The sequence below is a fragment of the Cyanothece sp. BG0011 genome (genome assembly GCF_003013815.1).
Lineage (GTDB): Bacteria > Cyanobacteriota > Cyanobacteriia > Cyanobacteriales > Microcystaceae > Crocosphaera.
Genome location: NZ_PRLH01000189.1, coordinates 1 through 16210, shown reverse-complemented (window position 1 = coordinate 16210; position 16210 = coordinate 1). Strand labels below are relative to the sequence as shown.

The window sequence follows — 16210 nt, the reverse complement described above, 5'->3', positions numbered from 1 at the left end:
TTTGAGACAGATTACCTTAAAATCATACTACGACTCTATGACTAATAGCTACCATATTGAATAGCTGATTAGTCTATTTCTAACCTAACTGACTGCTCAAGTTTATGCCGCAACGCTACGTTCGAGTAAAAACAACTCAAGAAAACATCCATTATGGCTCACTTAATCTAAATCGCAGTGTGGCTGTGTTTGACGCTGCTCCTTGGGATGGGGGACAACCCAGTGGCGTTGTCTTAAAGGCTGATAGTTATGAATTTTTAGCCCCTTGTTTTCCCTCTAAAATTATTGCCGTGGGCAGAAACTATAAGGCCCACGCCGAGGAGTTGGGTAATACGGTTCCCACAGAACCGTTATTGTTTCTTAAACCCCCTTCAACCCTGATCGGAGAAGGTCAACCGATTTATTATCCCCCCCAGTCTCAACAGGTTGATTATGAGGGAGAATTGGCTTTAGTGATCGCTGAAGTGACTAAAAATTGTTCTGAGCAAGAAGCCCGTAGTAAAATTTGGGGTTATACCATTGCTAATGATATTACTGCCCGCGATTTTCAGAGAAAGGATAATCAATGGGTTCGGGCAAAGGGATTTGATACTTTTTGTCCCCTTGGTCCTTGGGTAATCCGCGAATTAAGTACGGCCGCAGCCATTCAAACCTTTGTTAATAATGAGACTGAACCCCGACAGTCTGCTTTGGTTCAGGATATGGTTTTCTCTCCTCAAGCCATCGTTTCTTATATTTCTCAAATTATGACTTTGTTTCCAGGGGATGTTATCCTCACAGGAACCCCAGAAGGTGTGGGACCCCTCAATGTGGGCGATCGCGTTCGGGTCGAAATTGAGGGGATTGGTAGTATTGAAAACCCTGTCATCAGTGCGCCACCTTCTCAGGTTTCTACCAGCGAACCTGAGCATAAGCGGCCTCAGAAATCGTAGGAATTTCTGCGTAGCGTCCTAAGGCTGATTGAATAATGGAGAAGTAAGAGGCGCCTAGACCCCCTAAAAATAGCACATTATAGAGGGTTTCAATTAGAAGGCCACTGCGTCCCAAGGCCGGAATTAAAACATACTGCATGACAATGCCGGCTAAGGCCAATAAAATGCCAATGAGAATGGATTGCATGGCGTTATAACGGATAAAATGGCTAATGCGATCGTTGCGGACCACTAAGGCAAACAGAAGAATAAAGACGAGAAAACTACCAAAACGCCCTAATGGTCCAAGGAGTGTCCCTAATAAACTATAGGTGAGTCCCACGGGTAAGGCTGGAATTAACAGAAAGTTGAACACGGGAAACTGTTGTAACAGAAAACTGCCAAAAAACATTGTGTCAAAAATGGCAAAGCAATAAACTAACGTGCCAAAAATGCGATCGGGAATACTGACTGAACCACGCCAAGTCATTACGGGTTGCTCCTTGATGATTAAAGTAACTTCACTTTTTAATGTACAACATTTCTTTAGTGATCAGTTATCAGTGACCCGTGATCAATTTTATTTTAAATCTAATAATCCTTGTTCTTTTAGTTTAGGGTTAAAGCGAATTTCTGTTTGATTTCCTCGTTGCTTTAAGGTTTCTTCAATGTCTGCTTGAACTCGTCTTGATACTTTTTTGAGTAGTTTAATTTGTCCTAATTCATCACTATTTTGATAAGTTTCTTTGTCTTCTCCTGTCATGTAAACTTTAGCATCAATAGGTTGTGTCCATAAGTTTTGATAACTTTCCTCATTGATAGATAAATCTCCATTTTCTTCTGTCCAATTATTTTTTATTTCTTCTAAAATAGTGCGACTAGGACGTTCAATAATTTCAACTTTGAGCCAATAACATTGTTTCGGTTGCCTTACCAAATGCTGTTTCAAACTGGCATAAATATCACGGGAATAACCAATAAATTTTAATTGTTTATTTTTGTCAAAAATGGCATAAACTCCAATTTTTTTGTGTAAGTTTTCGGCAATTATCCCATTTTCGTCTAAGTAGGGTAGATAATCTAAACTGTTTAAACTAGGTAGGTGAGTGTTAGTAATCATAAGGTAATTTTCAAGAAAAGAATGAAGTTAAGGACGAGCCATATTATTTAATGAGGTGGTAAATAGCACAAAGACGACTCGGTTTAAAGATTTTGGCTTTGAACATAAAATTAGGGGGAACATTAATAATAATATGTTCATCAGAATGGTGATATTTCTCAAATTCTATGGGCATTCCTTTGGGGGTTTGGCTACTGTAAGGAACGGGTTGAAATATTAATTCAGTAAATTGGATAGATATTTCCCTATTTGATAGTTGTTGAGAAATTTGTTTAAGAAAGTCTTGATGATTTAATAAATTAAATAGGGTTTCTTTAGCTTCTGGGGCGAGGGTAAAGTTAGCATCAAAGTTTTCAATTATTTTGAGACCCATTATAATTAAAATTTAGCCATTAAGTTTACTTACAGTATCTTACCTGAATCCCCTTAACCTTTTGCAAGCCCTAAAGCTATTTTTGTAATGAGACTTAACATTATGATTTTTTCAATGTTACTTATTAGGGTTGTTTTCCCACTTGATAGATCAATAATAAAGCAATAATAACCCCGATTAAACCCGCGGCAATGACATTAAGCATTGCTTGAATTGCAATCATATTGGATGGGGTAATTAAGGCTCCTCGAGTGGCTAAGGTTGGGCTAATTTGATTAGGAGCAATTACTGTGGCACCTTGGGGTATAGTTAACAATTTAAAGGTTAACTCTCCGACCCTAACTAGGGCAATAATAACTGTAATAATTAAAATTACAATATTAGCTAATAATCCTAATTGTAAATTCCGAATGACCTGAGATTTAGAGGGTCTTGTTTCTACTTTTCTCAATTTTTTGGCGATTTGAGTATAACGAAAACACCAATAAATACTAAATATTAGTATAATTAAAGAAGCAATAGCCAGCCATAATCCAAAGGAAAAGCCTCCTGTTGCTCTTGGTGCTGATTGAGATAAAACATAAGCAACGACTACTAACAAGGGAATAAATCCTAGTATCATTTGCAAAATGAGACCGATTCTACCTAACCAGAGAAAAGAGCGTGCTAGGTGTTGGGGATTGCTTGAAGGTGATAAAAAATTAAACATTAAAAAGCTTCATCGTCTAAATTTAGCCGCTTTAATTTTAGCGTATTTAATCCTTAGAGATAAACCTAAGTTAACAAATCTAGAGACAACCCATGAGTTGTCTCTAAAAAGTATCTATGTTAGCTCATTGCTCAGTATCAAAAAGACTTTAATTAACCATTCTTCATCTCTTGATAAGTCGGAAAATCAATATAACCTTCTGGGTCGAAAGAATACCAATCTTTCATATCCGCAGGGGGATTTAAAGGCCAGTTATTGGCGAATCTTTCTACTAAATCAGGGTTACTAATAAAGGGTCGTCCAAAGGCAATTAAATCAGCATTTCCAGCTTTTATGACTGCTTCTGCACTTTTTTTCGTATAACCACAATTTCCCATTAATACCCCATCAAATACCTGACGAAACTCGGTTAAGGTCATGGGTTCTCCTAGGTTATGAAATCCAAATTCTAACCCATCTACTATATGAAGATAAGCTAAATTATAATGATTTAATTGTTTAGCTACATAGGTAAATAATTCTCGATATTCAGGGGAACCCATATCATTAAAATTTCCATTAGGGGATAATTTTACCCCGATTTGATTAGCAGGAAAAACGGTTAAAACTGCTTCAACAATTTCTTTTAAAAAACGATAGCGATTTTCAATACTTCCACCATATTTATCGGTGCGATGATTGGTTTTTGATTGTAAAAATTGGTCGATTAAATAACCATTGGCTGAATGAATTTCAACCCCATCAAAACCAGCGTTTTTTGCCCTTTCAGCAGCTAAGCGATAATCTTCGACAATACGGGGTATTTCTTCGGTTTCTAAGGGACGAGGGGTTTCGTAGGGTTGCTTACCGATAGGAGTATGAATATAGTCTTCGTTTAGTTTAACGGCTGATGCAGAAACCGGTAATTGATTGTTTTCTTGAAAGCTACTATGGGATGCTCTTCCACAGTGCCAAAGTTGTAAAAAAATAGGAGTTTCTGTTTCATGAAGTGCTTGGGTGATGGGTTTCCAAGCTTCCATTTGTTCGTCTGAATAAATACCGGGACTATGCAACCAACCACAAGCTTGTCGGGAGATAACCGTCGCTTCACTAATAATTAATCCGGCTGATTTTCTTTGTCTATAATACTCTTTCATGAGGTCATTAGGCATTCTTTCTTCTCCGGCCCTCGAACGGGTTAAAGGTGCCATAACCACTCGATTTTCTAACGTAATCTTACCGAGTTGACAAGGAGTGAATAATGTGTTTAAATTGGTCATTATTTTTTCAAATTAGTTAGTTACTACTCTGAATTTTAACTAAAATCTGTCAATTGTTAGGGGGTCATTAAAATAGATAAGTTTGATATAGTTAAGGGACAATTAAGAAATTGCCCCTATAAAATAGATGAATTACGATTTTAGATAGTGTTCTAAACTAAATTTACCTGACCCAAATGCAAGCACCATTAATAATCCTCCCATTAAGCCTAAATTCTTGAAAAAAGCGATTTCTTCTTCTGGAAATGTTCCATGAAAAATTAAAGTAGCAGGAATTAAAAATCCAATTAACAAACCAGCACCTATTTTAGATTTATATCCCAATAAAACCGATATACCGCCAACAATTAAAACTAAAATAGTTGCCCATAGTAAGACTTCAGTTAAGGGAATTCCTTTTGAGGCCATATAAGCTTGAGTTTGTGCAGGAGATAATAGTTTACTAACACCAGATTTGATAAAAATTGCTGACAAAAATAATCGACCTAACAGAGAAACATAACTTTGAAAAGTCACTTGATTTAACATGAAGCAAACACCTATTTATTTTATTTTATATTTTAGTCAGATTCTAGCAAGTACCAATTAAATTGACAACAAAGGATGAAATTGAGGAGAATTTTCCCAGCAAGTTATGGCATTTTGTAGGGATGAGGATAACCAATCATAGTAACGGGGATAGACAGGAAGACGAGGAACTAATTGCCATCCTTGAGACCCTAATAACTCAACTAACCCTTGGTGGGAAAAATGGGGATAGTCTGGGTTTACCTCATCTTTCGGGCTGATTCCCCCTAAATCTCTCGCCCCTGCTTCTAAACAGTCTAACAAACATTGAGGATCTGTGATTAAATTAGGGGGAATTTGTAGGGTAATAGAATCGGGTAAAATATCTCTCGCTTTAGCTACTATTTTCGGTAATTGATCAATGGGGAAGGTAGAACCATCTAACTGTTGCTTGCTCCCTATACAATGAGGTTGTAAAATAACTTCTTGAATATGGTTCCATTGTTGGTGAATCCTAGCGATCGCTTCTAAGGTTTGCCAAGATTCCGCTTCTGTCTCTCCAATTCCTAAGAGAATACCAGTGGTAAAAGGAATTTTTAATTGCCCTGCCCATTCTAATTGTTGTAACCTTAATGAAGGTAATTTACTCGGTGCAGAATGATGGACGGTTTTGAGAAGGTTTGGGGTAATTTGTTCAAGCATTAAACCCATAGACGGATTAACGGTTTTCAGGGTTTCCATTTCAGCAAAACTTAAAATGCCTACGTTAGTATGGGGTAAAAAACCCATCGATAAGGCTAATTTACAAAGATTATAAATGTTTTGAAACCAAGCTTTTCTTCTAGGGGACTGGGGATGAACTTCACCACTTAAAATTAAAATTTCGCAAACCCATTCATTTTGCAGTTTTTGCAAAATAGTTTGACTTTTTTCCAAAGTTAACCAATCATCTTGATAAGGGTCGACCCGAAAATTACAATAGGTACAACGATTAAAACATTCATAGGTCGGGACTAGGGTATAAGCTGGACTATAGGTAATTTGCTTTGTCATCTTTTTTTTATGATACTTGAATTAATAGTAATTTTTCTCAACACTTGACGATAATGCACCTAGACTTATAGGGTTTAGAGAGTTATTATTAAAGGAACTTTTAAAAGATCAAGAATGACAAACGAGACTTATTTTAATCATCCTGTTTTCGGACTTCTTTATCGTGTCTGTATCCTTGATGACAATCAAGAGTTATTTACTACATTATACGCTCAACGGTTATTTTTTTTAGTGAAGATGATACCGAATAATACAGTTTTGGAACCCATTAGCCGTTCAGATGCTAGATTATTAGTAGAAAAACGTTTGCGTAATCTTCATCGTCTCGGACTGACTGAAGAGTACAAAGACTTTCAAAAGATGTATAAACAAACTTTTCCTTAAATAACATGACAATTACTGAAAATATTGACAAAATTCTGAGTCAAATTCCTTCTGATGTTCGTTTAGTTGCTGTTACTAAAAAAAAGTCAGTGGTTGCTATCAAAGAAGCCTATAATTATGGAATTCGTGATTTTGCAGAAAGTCGAGTTCAAGAGGCATTAGAAAAACAAGAACAATTACAAGATTATCAAGATATTTGTTGGCATTTTATCGGTCATATTCAAACTAATAAAGCTAAGAAAGTATTAGATAATTTTCATTGGATTCATTCCGTTGATAGTCTTAAATTAGCGGAATATTTAGATAAATTAGCAGCGAAAACCTCCATTTCTCCTCATGTTTGTCTACAAGTTAAAATTTTACCTGATCCTAATAAGTATGGTTGGAGAGTAGAAGAACTTTGGCAAGATTTATCTGAATTAGAATCCCTAAAACATATAAAAATTGATGGGTTAATGACTATTTTACCTTTAGGATTATCTAAAAATGAATGTTTAGATACTTTTGAAAAGACCAAAGAACTCGCTAGTAAAATAACAGAAAAGTCCTCCCTACAATTAAAAGAATTATCCATGGGAATGTCAAATGATTATTTATTAGCAGTAGAAAAAGGCGCAACCATGATACGTTTAGGAACCATCATTTTTGGAGAAAGAGATTAGTTTGTTTATAGCTTGAATGGGGTGTTGTGGGTTCCATCCTGAAAACCTTTTAACTTGAGAACGACAGGAATATCCCGTGACTAAATAATAAAGTTGTTCGTCAATATTTTTAGGCAAATGTTGTTGCCAACTACTTTGATAAATGCCTTGAGAATTTTCATAATGTTCTTTTTCGTGGCCATACATTCCAGCCATTCCACAACAACCGACAGACAGGATATTTAAACTAATTCCCATGTTTTTAAAAACTGTTTGCCATTGCTTTTCTGAGTTAAAAGCTAGGGATTTTTCATGGCAATGTGCTAATAAATAATAGGGATGGTTTGATTGAATTTTGGGTAACTTTTTATCTTGTTTTACTAAAAATTCTTGGATCAGTTGAACTTTATTAAAAATGTTTTTATTAGAAGCAATTTTTTTATATTCATCTCGATAAGTTAAGGCCATACTGGGTTCAATTCCAATAATAGGAATATCTAACTCTAAAACTGTTTTTAAATTTTTAATATTTTGAGTAATTACTGTTTTAAAATTGTCAATAAATCCTTTTAAATGTAAGGTTTTTCCATTAATGAAAAAGGGTAACACATAAACAGTATAACCTAATTTATTTAAACAATCATAACTATCGATAACTAACTGTGATTCGTAGAAACTGGTAAAGGCATCTTGTAGCAAAATAACGCTATTTTTTTGTTCTTCTACTGATAAATTTTCTAAGGTTTCTATGTTTAACGTTATGGGCAATTTATCTCGCACAGTTGGGTAACTAAGAAGAGGAATATCAACTAAATTTAATCCTTTACTAACTAATAATTTACTCAAAGGGTTTTGTGCAAGACTGTTAAATAAATGAGGGGCAAAAGATTGATAATAAACTAATTGTTCTATATTCGCCATTAAATAATCCCTAAAAGAACGTAAATAACGACTATGATAACGTTCTAAAAATTGAGATTTTAAGTCAGGAATATCAACGTGAATGGGACATTGACTGACACATCCTTTACAAGCAAGACAGCCTTGCATTGCTTCATAAACCTCATGGGAAAAATCCTCTTTTCCTTGCCATTTTTCTAGGGTGTACCACAGTTTTTTAGGAAGGGATAAATTGTCACTGAAACTGTCTTTAAAGTCTGATTTTGATAGTAATCTTAACCATTCTCTTAATAACATTGCTCTCCCTTTTGGGGAGTGAATGCGATCGCGAGTTTGTTTAGCAGAAGGACAAATAATTTCATCAGGATTAAAGTTAAAACAAGCCCCATTTCCATTACAATTAAAAGCCGCTTCATATTCGTTTCTAAACTGTTGAGATACCTGGCGATCAAACTGTCCCCTTAACATTGATTCTAGTTTAACAATTTCATCGGAACTATGATAGGGTGTAACAATTTTTCCTGGATTTAACTTATTATTAGGATCAAACACTTCTTTGATTTTTCTTAAGTCTTGATAAAGGTCTTCTCCGAAGAATAAAGGGGTATATTCACTACGAAAACCTTTACCGTGTTCTCCCCATATAACCCCACCATATTTCCGAACTAAATTAACAACTTTATCCGATATTTCTCTAATTAACTTTTCATCGTCAGGAAGTTTCATATCTAAGGCCGGACGAACATGAAGACAGCCTACATCGACATGACCAAACATGGCATAATTAAGATTATAACTGTCTAATAAAGCTTGAAATTCACGGGTATAACTGGCTAAATTATCAGGAGAAACGGCGGTATCTTCGATAAAAGCAATGGGTTTGCGATCGCCTGGCATACTTCCTAATAAGGCGGCTCCTTTTTTTCTTAATAACCATAGTTGTTTGATTTCTTCTGATTTCTTAGTATGATAAAAGCCGATAATTCCTGTTTTTTGATAAGATTTTAATTGATTCATTAAAGGACTTAATTGCTGTTCGATTGCCTGATCAGTTTCTCCAATAAACTCAACTAAATTAATAGCTTGAGCATCACCGATAAAGTCTTTTACTTCCTGATAAATGCTATCATTCTTAGCTAATTTTAAAATGGTTTCGTCAACTGTTTCAATGGCCGCAGGATTATAATCAAGTAAGTTACCAGCATCTTTTAAAGCAGCATCAAAGTTATGATAATGAATAGCTAGTAGTTGCGTTGCTTTAGGTATTTTCGTTAACTTTAGTTTTGCCTCGGTAATGATTCCTAGTGTTCCTTCTGAACCTGCTAAAATTCGATTAAGATCGAAATAATGTCTTGTCTCGTCATAAACTTTAGCTAAGTTATAACCCGTCATAAATCGAGTTAATTTAGGAAAGATATTATCAATTAATTCTGCTTTTTCAGAAACAATTTTATCAACAAGTTGATAAATTTCTCCTAATCTTGTATTTTGTTGTTTTAAATGTTTTAAATTATCTATATTGACTTTAGAAGAAATTCCTAAACTTCCATCAGATAAAACCCAACTCAATTCTAAAATATGATCACTGGTTTTCCCATAAATACGAGAACCTTTACCCGCAGCATCCGTATTAATCATCCCCCCGATAGTAGCACGATTACTAGGAGCGAGAGAAGGGGCAAAAAATAAATTATATTCGGCTAAAATTTGGTTTAATTGGTCTAAAATAATACCCGGTTGAACCCTAACCCATTGCTCTTTAATATTCAGTTCTAAAACTTGATTCATGTATTTAGAACAGTCTATAATAATACTAGGAGAAAGTGATTGTCCATTGGTACCAGTTCCTCCCCCTCTAGGAGAAAAAGTAACGGCTTTAAATTCAGTTTTGTTAGCTAATTTAAAAATTTCCCTGATATCTTCGGTGGTACGGGGAAAAACAACCCCTTGGGGTAATATTTGATAAATACTGTTATCAGTTGAAGCAATTAAACGGTTAGCGATATCCCCTTTAATATCTCCTGAAAAAGTCGTTTCTTTTAAACAAGTTAAAAAATTAGCAATAGTTTGATTAATGGTTGTTTCGGGTAAAACTCTAGGAATCATTTTAAACCGGTAGTCTAATCTTCTGAGCTAAATTCAGTTTACTCAAAATTTTAATAGCCCACCAAGTTACATCAACTTCCCACCATTTCAATCCGGCCTTAGCGATATTAGGGTAAGCATGATGATTATTGTGCCAACCTTCTCCATAAGTTAAGATAGCTGCCCACCATAAGTTACGGGAATTATCCTCACTCTGATAACTACGATAGCCTCTGAGATGAGAGACAGAGTTAATAAACCAGGTACTATGCCACAGTAAAACCGTTCTGACAAACAAACCATAAATAACAAATGACCAACCACCGAGAAGGTAAAGTAAAAGTCCCAGAGGTAACTGTAATAATAAGAAATAGCGATCTAACCAACGATAAAAGGGCTGTTTATCGAGATCATGAGCATATTTTTTATACTGATCGTAGTTGAAAAATTCTGGACGATCATAAAATAACCACAGCATATGACTCCACCAAAAACCCCGTTTGGCAGAGTAAGGATCTTTGTCCATATCTTCAGTACAAGCATGGTGCATTCGGTGTCCTGCAACCCAAAATATAGGGCTACCTTGCAATGCTAAAGCACCAATGATTGCAATGATATATTCTAGGGGTTTTGGGACTTCAAAGCTGCGGTGAGTTAATAAGCGATGATACCCTAAACAAATGCCAATACTGCCGATCAACCAATGGAGAAAAATAGCTACGCCTAAAGCTGACCACGAAAAGAACCACGGGGCTGAAAGTGCAACTAGATGAACTGCACTAAAAAAGGCGACAGCTATCCAGTTCAATGTTAACGGTTTCCCCTTGTCAGGGGATATTTTAATCGTATTCGTCATATAAATCCTATATTTTTCTAGAGACGATAACCGCTTGATGTGTTCTCAAGCGGTTTCATCGACCCTTTCTTAATCTACTGCATCATGTCGTTTGGGATCTTTTTTAGGCTTTTTATATCCCTTAGCTTTTTGTTTAGGCTTTTTAGATTCTCTATTGCCTTTTCTTTCTTCTGACATAATAATTCTCCGTTTTTTGTTAATTGACTTCTATTAATCAAACAAACCGTCTACTTTTTGCCGAAATGCAATCAAAGCGTGACTTATCTCAAAGTGATCGAGCGCCTCTAATAATTGATCAGATTTCTCTGGAGTCACAATCGTTTTGACTTCAATGTTAGTATTGTATCCAGCAATATCACCCATGCGCCTACCATGACTACCGGCACCTTGGGCTGGAATAAGGGTGTAACCAGAAACGCCAATGGTTTGTAAGAGGTGTATGAGACGATCTTGTAAAAAGGCTTCACAAATGATGGTAAAAAGTATTCCCTCGTTCGCATTTGAAGACATCATTGCCTCCTTTGATAGTTATTGTTTCAGACTGTTAAAGAAAGATTTGTGTAAATTTTAGACATTTCAAACTCTAAAATCTTATCTGAATCATGAGTCCAGCCACTGAGCGAATATGGCACGCTCAGGGTAATAACCCTAGGACCTCTAAATCGACTTAAAGCCTACTAGGGAGAGATCAACTTAGCTGACAATAAAAGCAACCCAGACTATACAACCAATGAAAACAACTGCGATCGCTCCTTGAAAAAGATAACGTCTTTGTTGATAAGGTGCAGGATAATCCGCTTGGTACTCATCGGGTTCAATGGCATAGTTATTGATGATTCCTTCATCATCTCTGGTGTAGCCATCTTTAGGAGAGGAACCAGCAGATTTTTTATTTCCACTATCGATAACTTCTTGTGAAACTTCAGCAGGAATTAACTCACTGCCATCACTAGGAGGACGTGCTACTGCCCTGCTTTCTATACTATTATTGGGCATACTTTTGTAACCTCTTGCTAAAATCTAATTCTAACACATTTTAACTAAAATTACCTAAGTCTTTTTTTCTCTCTTTAAAAAATTCTCCCTATTTTTCTCTCAATTTTAAATATTTTTCTCTCGAAAATAATTAGATTTGCTTCAATTATCAGTATTTTTGCATTCTGGCTTTTTGTCTAAAATTTTATTATAAGGAGTTATTTTTTTTGATAAAAGGGTAACTTTGTCCAATAAAGTATAAAGTTTTGTGTCTTTGTTGTAAGGATTTAAAATACTACGTTAAGGTGTAGTTACTTGAGAATAGTTTTCGGGTATGTGTCGAACGAAATAGACTTTTTTCTCTATAGATATAAAACTCTACGTCCTGTGAGAGAGAAGTCTGTGTTTTCTTGCTAAGAAAGAGAACATTCTCATCCCAATCGGGTAAATAATGCTAACGCTTTTTAAAAAATCTTCTCAAAACTTTCATTATTTTTCTTGTTGTGATCATCATAGAAACACCACTAGATATGACCAATCTATGAGCCATCAGCATATTTGTCCTTGCTGTTCTTATATTTTGTTACGCCATATAGATTGGCGAGGTCTCTACTGGTATTGTAGTCACTGCCATCAAGAAATGCCCGCTTACAACACATAAAAAAACATCAATAAACAACGAGGAAATTAACATGAACGCTCAAGAAATGTTGAAAAGATATGCAGCCGGAGAACGAGATTTTAGTCGAGTCACTTTAGTTCACGTTTGTCTGTGTGATGCTAATTTGGTTGGAGTCCACTTAGAAGGGGCAGAGTTGATCTTAGCAGATTTAAAAGGGGTTGCCTTAACAGATGCTCATTTAAACCAAGCTAAATTGAATCAATCTAATCTAACTCATGCCAATATGATTCAAGCTTGTCTCATCGGTGCAGAAATGATCGATATTGATTTAAGTGGGGCTAACTTAAGTGGGGCTGATTTAAGAGAAGCCGATCTCAGTGGAGCAAATTTAGGAGGAGCTAACTTAACCAATACTCAGTTAGAAGGAGCAAATTTGATGGGTGCTGATCTTAGAGGGGCTGATTTAACAGGAGTAAATTTAAAACAAACTAACTTAATAGGAGCCAAATTAAGTGGGGCTTTTCTCAACTAATCTCTCGTATTTTTCCAATCCACTGTAATATTCTACTAGTTAGGTTAAACTTGGTCTAATTTCAGGTTGCTCGTATTACCCACAAGCCTTAATCTAACTTTTAGAATTATTATTCTGTGAAATTAATATGATTATAAATGATAAAATTAAACCCTCTCCATTGCTTTATGCAAGAGTTGCAGGTGTTTTATATTTAATTATTATCGTTTGTGGTTTGTTTAGCGAGATCTATGTTCGTTCTCGTCTTATTATTCCAGAAGATGCAGTGACAACGGCTAAAAATATTATGGATTCTATATTCCTATTTCGTTTAGGTTTTATTAGCGATTTAATTATGATTATTTGTGATGTAATAGTTGCTATCATTTTTTATATCTTACTCAAATCAGTTAATAAAAATATAGCTTTACTGACAGCAACTTTTAGATTAATCCAAGATGCTATCCTAGGAATAAATTTACTTAATTTTTTTGTCCCTTTAATACTTTTAAGTAATTCTAGTTACCTAAAATCATTTGAAACGAATCAATTATATACTTTATGTTTGGTCTTTCTCACTATTCATAATTATGGCTATCTCATCGCCTTAGTCTTTTTTGGAATTCATTGTTTTCTACTGGGTTATTTGATGATAAAGTCGGATTATTTTCCTAAACTTTTAGGCTTCGGCTTAATTTTTGCATCTTTTGGTTATTTAATGGATAGTTGTGCTAATTTTCTCTTACCTAATTATACAGATATCACGTCTTGGTTAGTGATTATCTCAGCAGTAATTGCTGAGTGTTCCCTTTGTTTGTGGTTATTATTTAAAGGGATAAAGCTACAGATAAATGAGAATTAAACTAAAAAATTGCTTTACCTAAGATTTAATTTAGCTTGGAAAGTCTTTATCATTTTTCAATTACTATTTTAGTTAAAAATAACTCAAGAAAGATTTAATTAAATAGTCATTAACTATCGTAAAAATATGGGTAAAGTTCAGCTTCAGAAATATATTTACTAGCTTGTTTAAAAATACTATAACAAGTTCCTGTATCAAGTTGTTTATGATTAGGAATAGTTAGGGTTTCTTTTCCTCTTGATGTCACACGGCGAAGTTTAATATGACTTCCTTTTTGACTATAAATTGTGAAGTCGAATTTAGCTAATATTTTGAGAACTTCTGAAACTGATAATCGCTTTAATCTAGGCATACTCAGGTTCTAATTCGTAAACAATTGACAAAATAGGCTTTTCGACTAAACCGAATTCTTTAGGATCTTCTCCTTCTAAATGTAAGGATACGGCTTCTTTAAGATGATTAACCACTTCATCTAACGTATTCCCTTGAGTTACAATGGCTATTTCTATACACTCGGCTACATAACCGCTTTCATTTCCTTGGCGAATTTTGGCAGTAATTTTAGGTTTTAATAACATCATTTTTGAAGCATACATTACATCAAACTTAAGCCTTTCTATATTAACATATAAAATATAATTCATTTCTATTTTTATCTACAAGATCGGATAAGCGAAAACATAGATTTATAATAAATATTAATTCTTAGATTTTTAAGTATTTTAACTTATTCTGCTTACAATAATATAATTTAGTATGATATAAGAAGTCCAATTTAATCCCAAAACATACAATCTTTGATAAAAAATCAAATTAAGTTTATGTATCAACAAACAGAATTATTTTCCCTTTCAGAATCTTTTCAAGCTAAACAAATTATAAATGAAGATTGTGAAGTAATATTTTATCGTAATATTTTTAATCCAGATGACCCTATTCCATTTTAGAGTTTCTAAAATAGAAAAATTCCAAAGAGAAATTACATTACGATACTTAAAAATTTATATTGCTCATCATCTCCAGATTAGTTATGATTAGGTTAATTCGGTAAGCAATCAATTATTTTCTTTGGTTTCCTCTAAACTTCTAAAAAAGATGATTACTTATATCCTAAATTTAGAACCCCTTGGCAAAATGACCGATGAGCAATTTTATCAATTGTGTTGTAAAAATCCTGAGATAAATTTTGAACGGAATGCTAAGGGAGAATTAATTATTATGCCACCCACAGGAGGAGAAACAGGAAACCGTAATTCAGAGATTAATGCTGAATTTGTTTTATGGAATCGTCAAACAAAATTAGGGAAAGTCTTTGATTCTAATACTTGTTTTAAATTTCCTAATGGTGCAGAACGATCGCCTAATGTATCTTGGATAAAATTAGAAAGATGGAATCAATTAACCCCGGAACAACGAGAAAAATTCCCACCGATCGCCCCTGATTTTGTTTTAGAATTAATGTCGCCTAGTGATAGTTTAAAAAGTACACAGGATAAGATGGAAGAATATCAAACTAACGGTGTTAAATTAGAGTGGTTAATTGACAGAAAATCACGTCAAGTTGAGATTTATCGTCAAGGAAAATCTAAAGAAGTGTTAAATGAGCCAACATTTTTATCAGGTGAAGATATCTTACCTGAGTTTATTTTAGAGTTAGCCATCGTGTGGTAAAAGACCTGTCAAAATTTTAAGGTTTTTTATAGATATGACTACCGTAATCAATTTCTATAATTCATATACGTATAAATTAGAGATTGATCATTTAAAATGAATGATTTTAATATATCGTGTCCTATTCCCTTAGATAAATATCCGCAAGTTTTACTTGCTCACGGAGGTGGGGGAAAACTGATGCAGCAGTTACTGGAAAAAATGGTTTTTTCCACCTTTAAATCTAGTCAAGACATTCCTCCCCATGACGCTGCTGTCATTAACCTTTCTGGCTCTAAAATCGCCTTTACAACGGATTCTTATGTGATTCATCCCCTCTTTTTTCCTGGGGGAGATATTGGCAGTTTAGCCATTAATGGAACCGTCAACGATCTCGCCATGAGTGGCGCCCGTCCTCTTTATTTAAGTTTAGGATTTATTATAGAAGAAGGACTCCCCATGGAAACCTTATGGCGAGTGATTCAGTCCTTAAAAAAAGCAGCCGATACAGCTAATATTCAGGTTGTTACAGGAGATACAAAAGTGGTTGATCGCGGTAAAGGAGATGGGATTTTTATTAACACGGCCGGGGTGGGCATTATCGAACACCATCAAAGCATTGCCCCTCAATTTGTGCAACCAGGAGATGCTATTTTAATCAATGGAGATATTGGTCGTCATGGCATTTCTATTATGGCAGTCCGGGAAGGATTAGAGTTAGAAACCACCATTGAAAGTGACTGCGCTCCCCTTCATAATATTGTTTTAGAAATGCTTAATCAAAACATAGAA

Annotated in this window: 20 protein-coding genes; 7 read left to right on the top strand and 13 right to left on the bottom strand. The window is 34.7% G+C overall.

Annotated features, from left to right (window positions below):
* Positions 1–104 precede the first annotated feature (104 nt).
* Positions 105–932 carry a fumarylacetoacetate hydrolase family protein gene (locus tag C4E06_RS24065; protein WP_107670904.1) on the top strand — a complete coding sequence of 276 codons (828 nt, stop codon included), beginning with the start codon at positions 105–107 and terminating at the stop codon, positions 930–932.
* On the opposite strand, the gene C4E06_RS24060 is transcribed toward C4E06_RS24065, so the two are convergent.
* The 7 genes from C4E06_RS24060 to cofG form a co-directional block, all read right to left on the bottom strand.
* Positions 892–1401 carry a Tic20 family protein gene (locus C4E06_RS24060; RefSeq protein ID WP_107670903.1) on the bottom strand — a complete coding sequence of 170 codons (510 nt, stop codon included), beginning with the start codon at positions 1399–1401 and terminating at the stop codon, positions 892–894. The two genes, C4E06_RS24065 and C4E06_RS24060, sit on opposite strands and share 41 nt — an antisense overlap.
* Positions 1402–1491: 90 nt before the next feature.
* Positions 1492–2031 carry a GIY-YIG nuclease family protein gene (locus C4E06_RS24055; protein WP_107670902.1) on the bottom strand — a complete coding sequence of 180 codons (540 nt, stop codon included), beginning with the start codon at positions 2029–2031 and terminating at the stop codon, positions 1492–1494.
* 43 nt (positions 2032–2074) lie between these two features.
* On the bottom strand, positions 2075–2404 hold the full coding sequence (locus C4E06_RS24050; RefSeq protein ID WP_107670901.1) for a hypothetical protein: 330 nt from the start codon (positions 2402–2404) through the stop codon (positions 2075–2077).
* Positions 2405–2528: 124 nt separating this feature from the next.
* Complete coding sequence (locus C4E06_RS24045) at positions 2529–3113, bottom strand: DUF3611 family protein (RefSeq protein WP_107670900.1); 585 nt, start codon at positions 3111–3113, stop codon at positions 2529–2531.
* 152 nt (positions 3114–3265) lie between these two features.
* On the bottom strand, positions 3266–4372 hold the full coding sequence (locus C4E06_RS24040) for an alkene reductase (RefSeq protein WP_107670899.1): 1107 nt from the start codon (positions 4370–4372) through the stop codon (positions 3266–3268).
* 132 nt (positions 4373–4504) lie between these two features.
* On the bottom strand, positions 4505–4900 hold the full coding sequence (locus C4E06_RS24035) for a DoxX family protein (RefSeq protein WP_107670898.1): 396 nt from the start codon (positions 4898–4900) through the stop codon (positions 4505–4507).
* Between the two features lie 57 nt (positions 4901–4957).
* The gene (gene cofG / locus C4E06_RS24030; RefSeq protein WP_107670897.1) at positions 4958–5932 is read right to left on the bottom strand and encodes a 7,8-didemethyl-8-hydroxy-5-deazariboflavin synthase subunit CofG; all 975 of its coding nucleotides are present in this window, start codon (positions 5930–5932) and stop codon (positions 4958–4960) included.
* Positions 5933–6046: 114 nt separating this feature from the next.
* Here cofG and pipX point away from each other — a divergent pair, with 114 nt between their 5' ends.
* Positions 6047–6316 (top strand): transcriptional coactivator PipX, encoded by a 270-nt coding sequence (gene pipX / locus C4E06_RS24025; RefSeq protein ID WP_107670896.1) that lies wholly within the window; start codon positions 6047–6049, stop codon positions 6314–6316.
* Between the two features lie 5 nt (positions 6317–6321).
* Positions 6322–6978, top strand: coding sequence for a YggS family pyridoxal phosphate-dependent enzyme (locus C4E06_RS24020; RefSeq protein WP_107670895.1), 657 nt, complete (start codon positions 6322–6324; stop codon positions 6976–6978).
* On the opposite strand, the gene C4E06_RS24015 is transcribed toward C4E06_RS24020, so the two are convergent.
* From C4E06_RS24015 to psb34, 4 genes are all read right to left on the bottom strand, one after another.
* The gene (locus tag C4E06_RS24015) at positions 6946–9963 is read right to left on the bottom strand and encodes an FAD-binding and (Fe-S)-binding domain-containing protein (protein ID WP_107670894.1); all 3018 of its coding nucleotides are present in this window, start codon (positions 9961–9963) and stop codon (positions 6946–6948) included. The two genes, C4E06_RS24020 and C4E06_RS24015, sit on opposite strands and share 33 nt — an antisense overlap.
* Position 9964: 1 nt before the next feature.
* On the bottom strand, positions 9965–10798 hold the full coding sequence (locus C4E06_RS24010) for a fatty acid desaturase (protein WP_107670893.1): 834 nt from the start codon (positions 10796–10798) through the stop codon (positions 9965–9967).
* Positions 10799–11008: 210 nt separating this feature from the next.
* Positions 11009–11308 carry a hypothetical protein gene (locus C4E06_RS24005; protein ID WP_107670892.1) on the bottom strand — a complete coding sequence of 100 codons (300 nt, stop codon included), beginning with the start codon at positions 11306–11308 and terminating at the stop codon, positions 11009–11011.
* A 183-nt stretch (positions 11309–11491) separates the two neighbouring features.
* Positions 11492–11794 (bottom strand): photosystem II assembly protein Psb34, encoded by a 303-nt coding sequence (psb34, locus tag C4E06_RS29740; protein WP_107670891.1) that lies wholly within the window; start codon positions 11792–11794, stop codon positions 11492–11494.
* A 671-nt stretch (positions 11795–12465) separates the two neighbouring features.
* On the opposite strand from psb34, the gene C4E06_RS23990 reads away from it, so the two are divergent.
* Both C4E06_RS23990 and C4E06_RS23985 read left to right on the top strand, forming a co-directional pair.
* Positions 12466–12927, top strand: a complete 462-nt coding sequence (locus C4E06_RS23990; protein ID WP_107670890.1) for a pentapeptide repeat-containing protein — start codon at positions 12466–12468, stop codon at positions 12925–12927.
* Between the two features lie 127 nt (positions 12928–13054).
* The gene (locus tag C4E06_RS23985) at positions 13055–13768 is read left to right on the top strand and encodes a DUF4386 domain-containing protein (protein WP_107670889.1); all 714 of its coding nucleotides are present in this window, start codon (positions 13055–13057) and stop codon (positions 13766–13768) included.
* 109 nt (positions 13769–13877) lie between these two features.
* On the opposite strand, the gene C4E06_RS23980 is transcribed toward C4E06_RS23985, so the two are convergent.
* On the bottom strand, positions 13878–14120 hold the full coding sequence (locus C4E06_RS23980) for a type II toxin-antitoxin system HicA family toxin (protein WP_107670888.1): 243 nt from the start codon (positions 14118–14120) through the stop codon (positions 13878–13880).
* On the bottom strand, positions 14113–14349 hold the full coding sequence (locus tag C4E06_RS23975) for a hypothetical protein (RefSeq protein ID WP_107670887.1): 237 nt from the start codon (positions 14347–14349) through the stop codon (positions 14113–14115). The genes C4E06_RS23980 and C4E06_RS23975 overlap by 8 nt, the downstream gene beginning before the upstream one ends.
* A 514-nt stretch (positions 14350–14863) precedes the next feature.
* On the opposite strand from C4E06_RS23975, the gene C4E06_RS23970 reads away from it, so the two are divergent.
* A complete protein-coding gene (locus tag C4E06_RS23970) occupies positions 14864–15439 on the top strand; it encodes a Uma2 family endonuclease (RefSeq protein ID WP_107670886.1) in 576 nt (191 codons plus the stop codon).
* A gap of 96 nt (positions 15440–15535) precedes the next feature.
* Positions 15536–16210, top strand: a 675-nt coding sequence (gene hypE / locus C4E06_RS23965; RefSeq protein ID WP_107670885.1) for a hydrogenase expression/formation protein HypE, incomplete at its 3' end; no start/stop codon positions are given.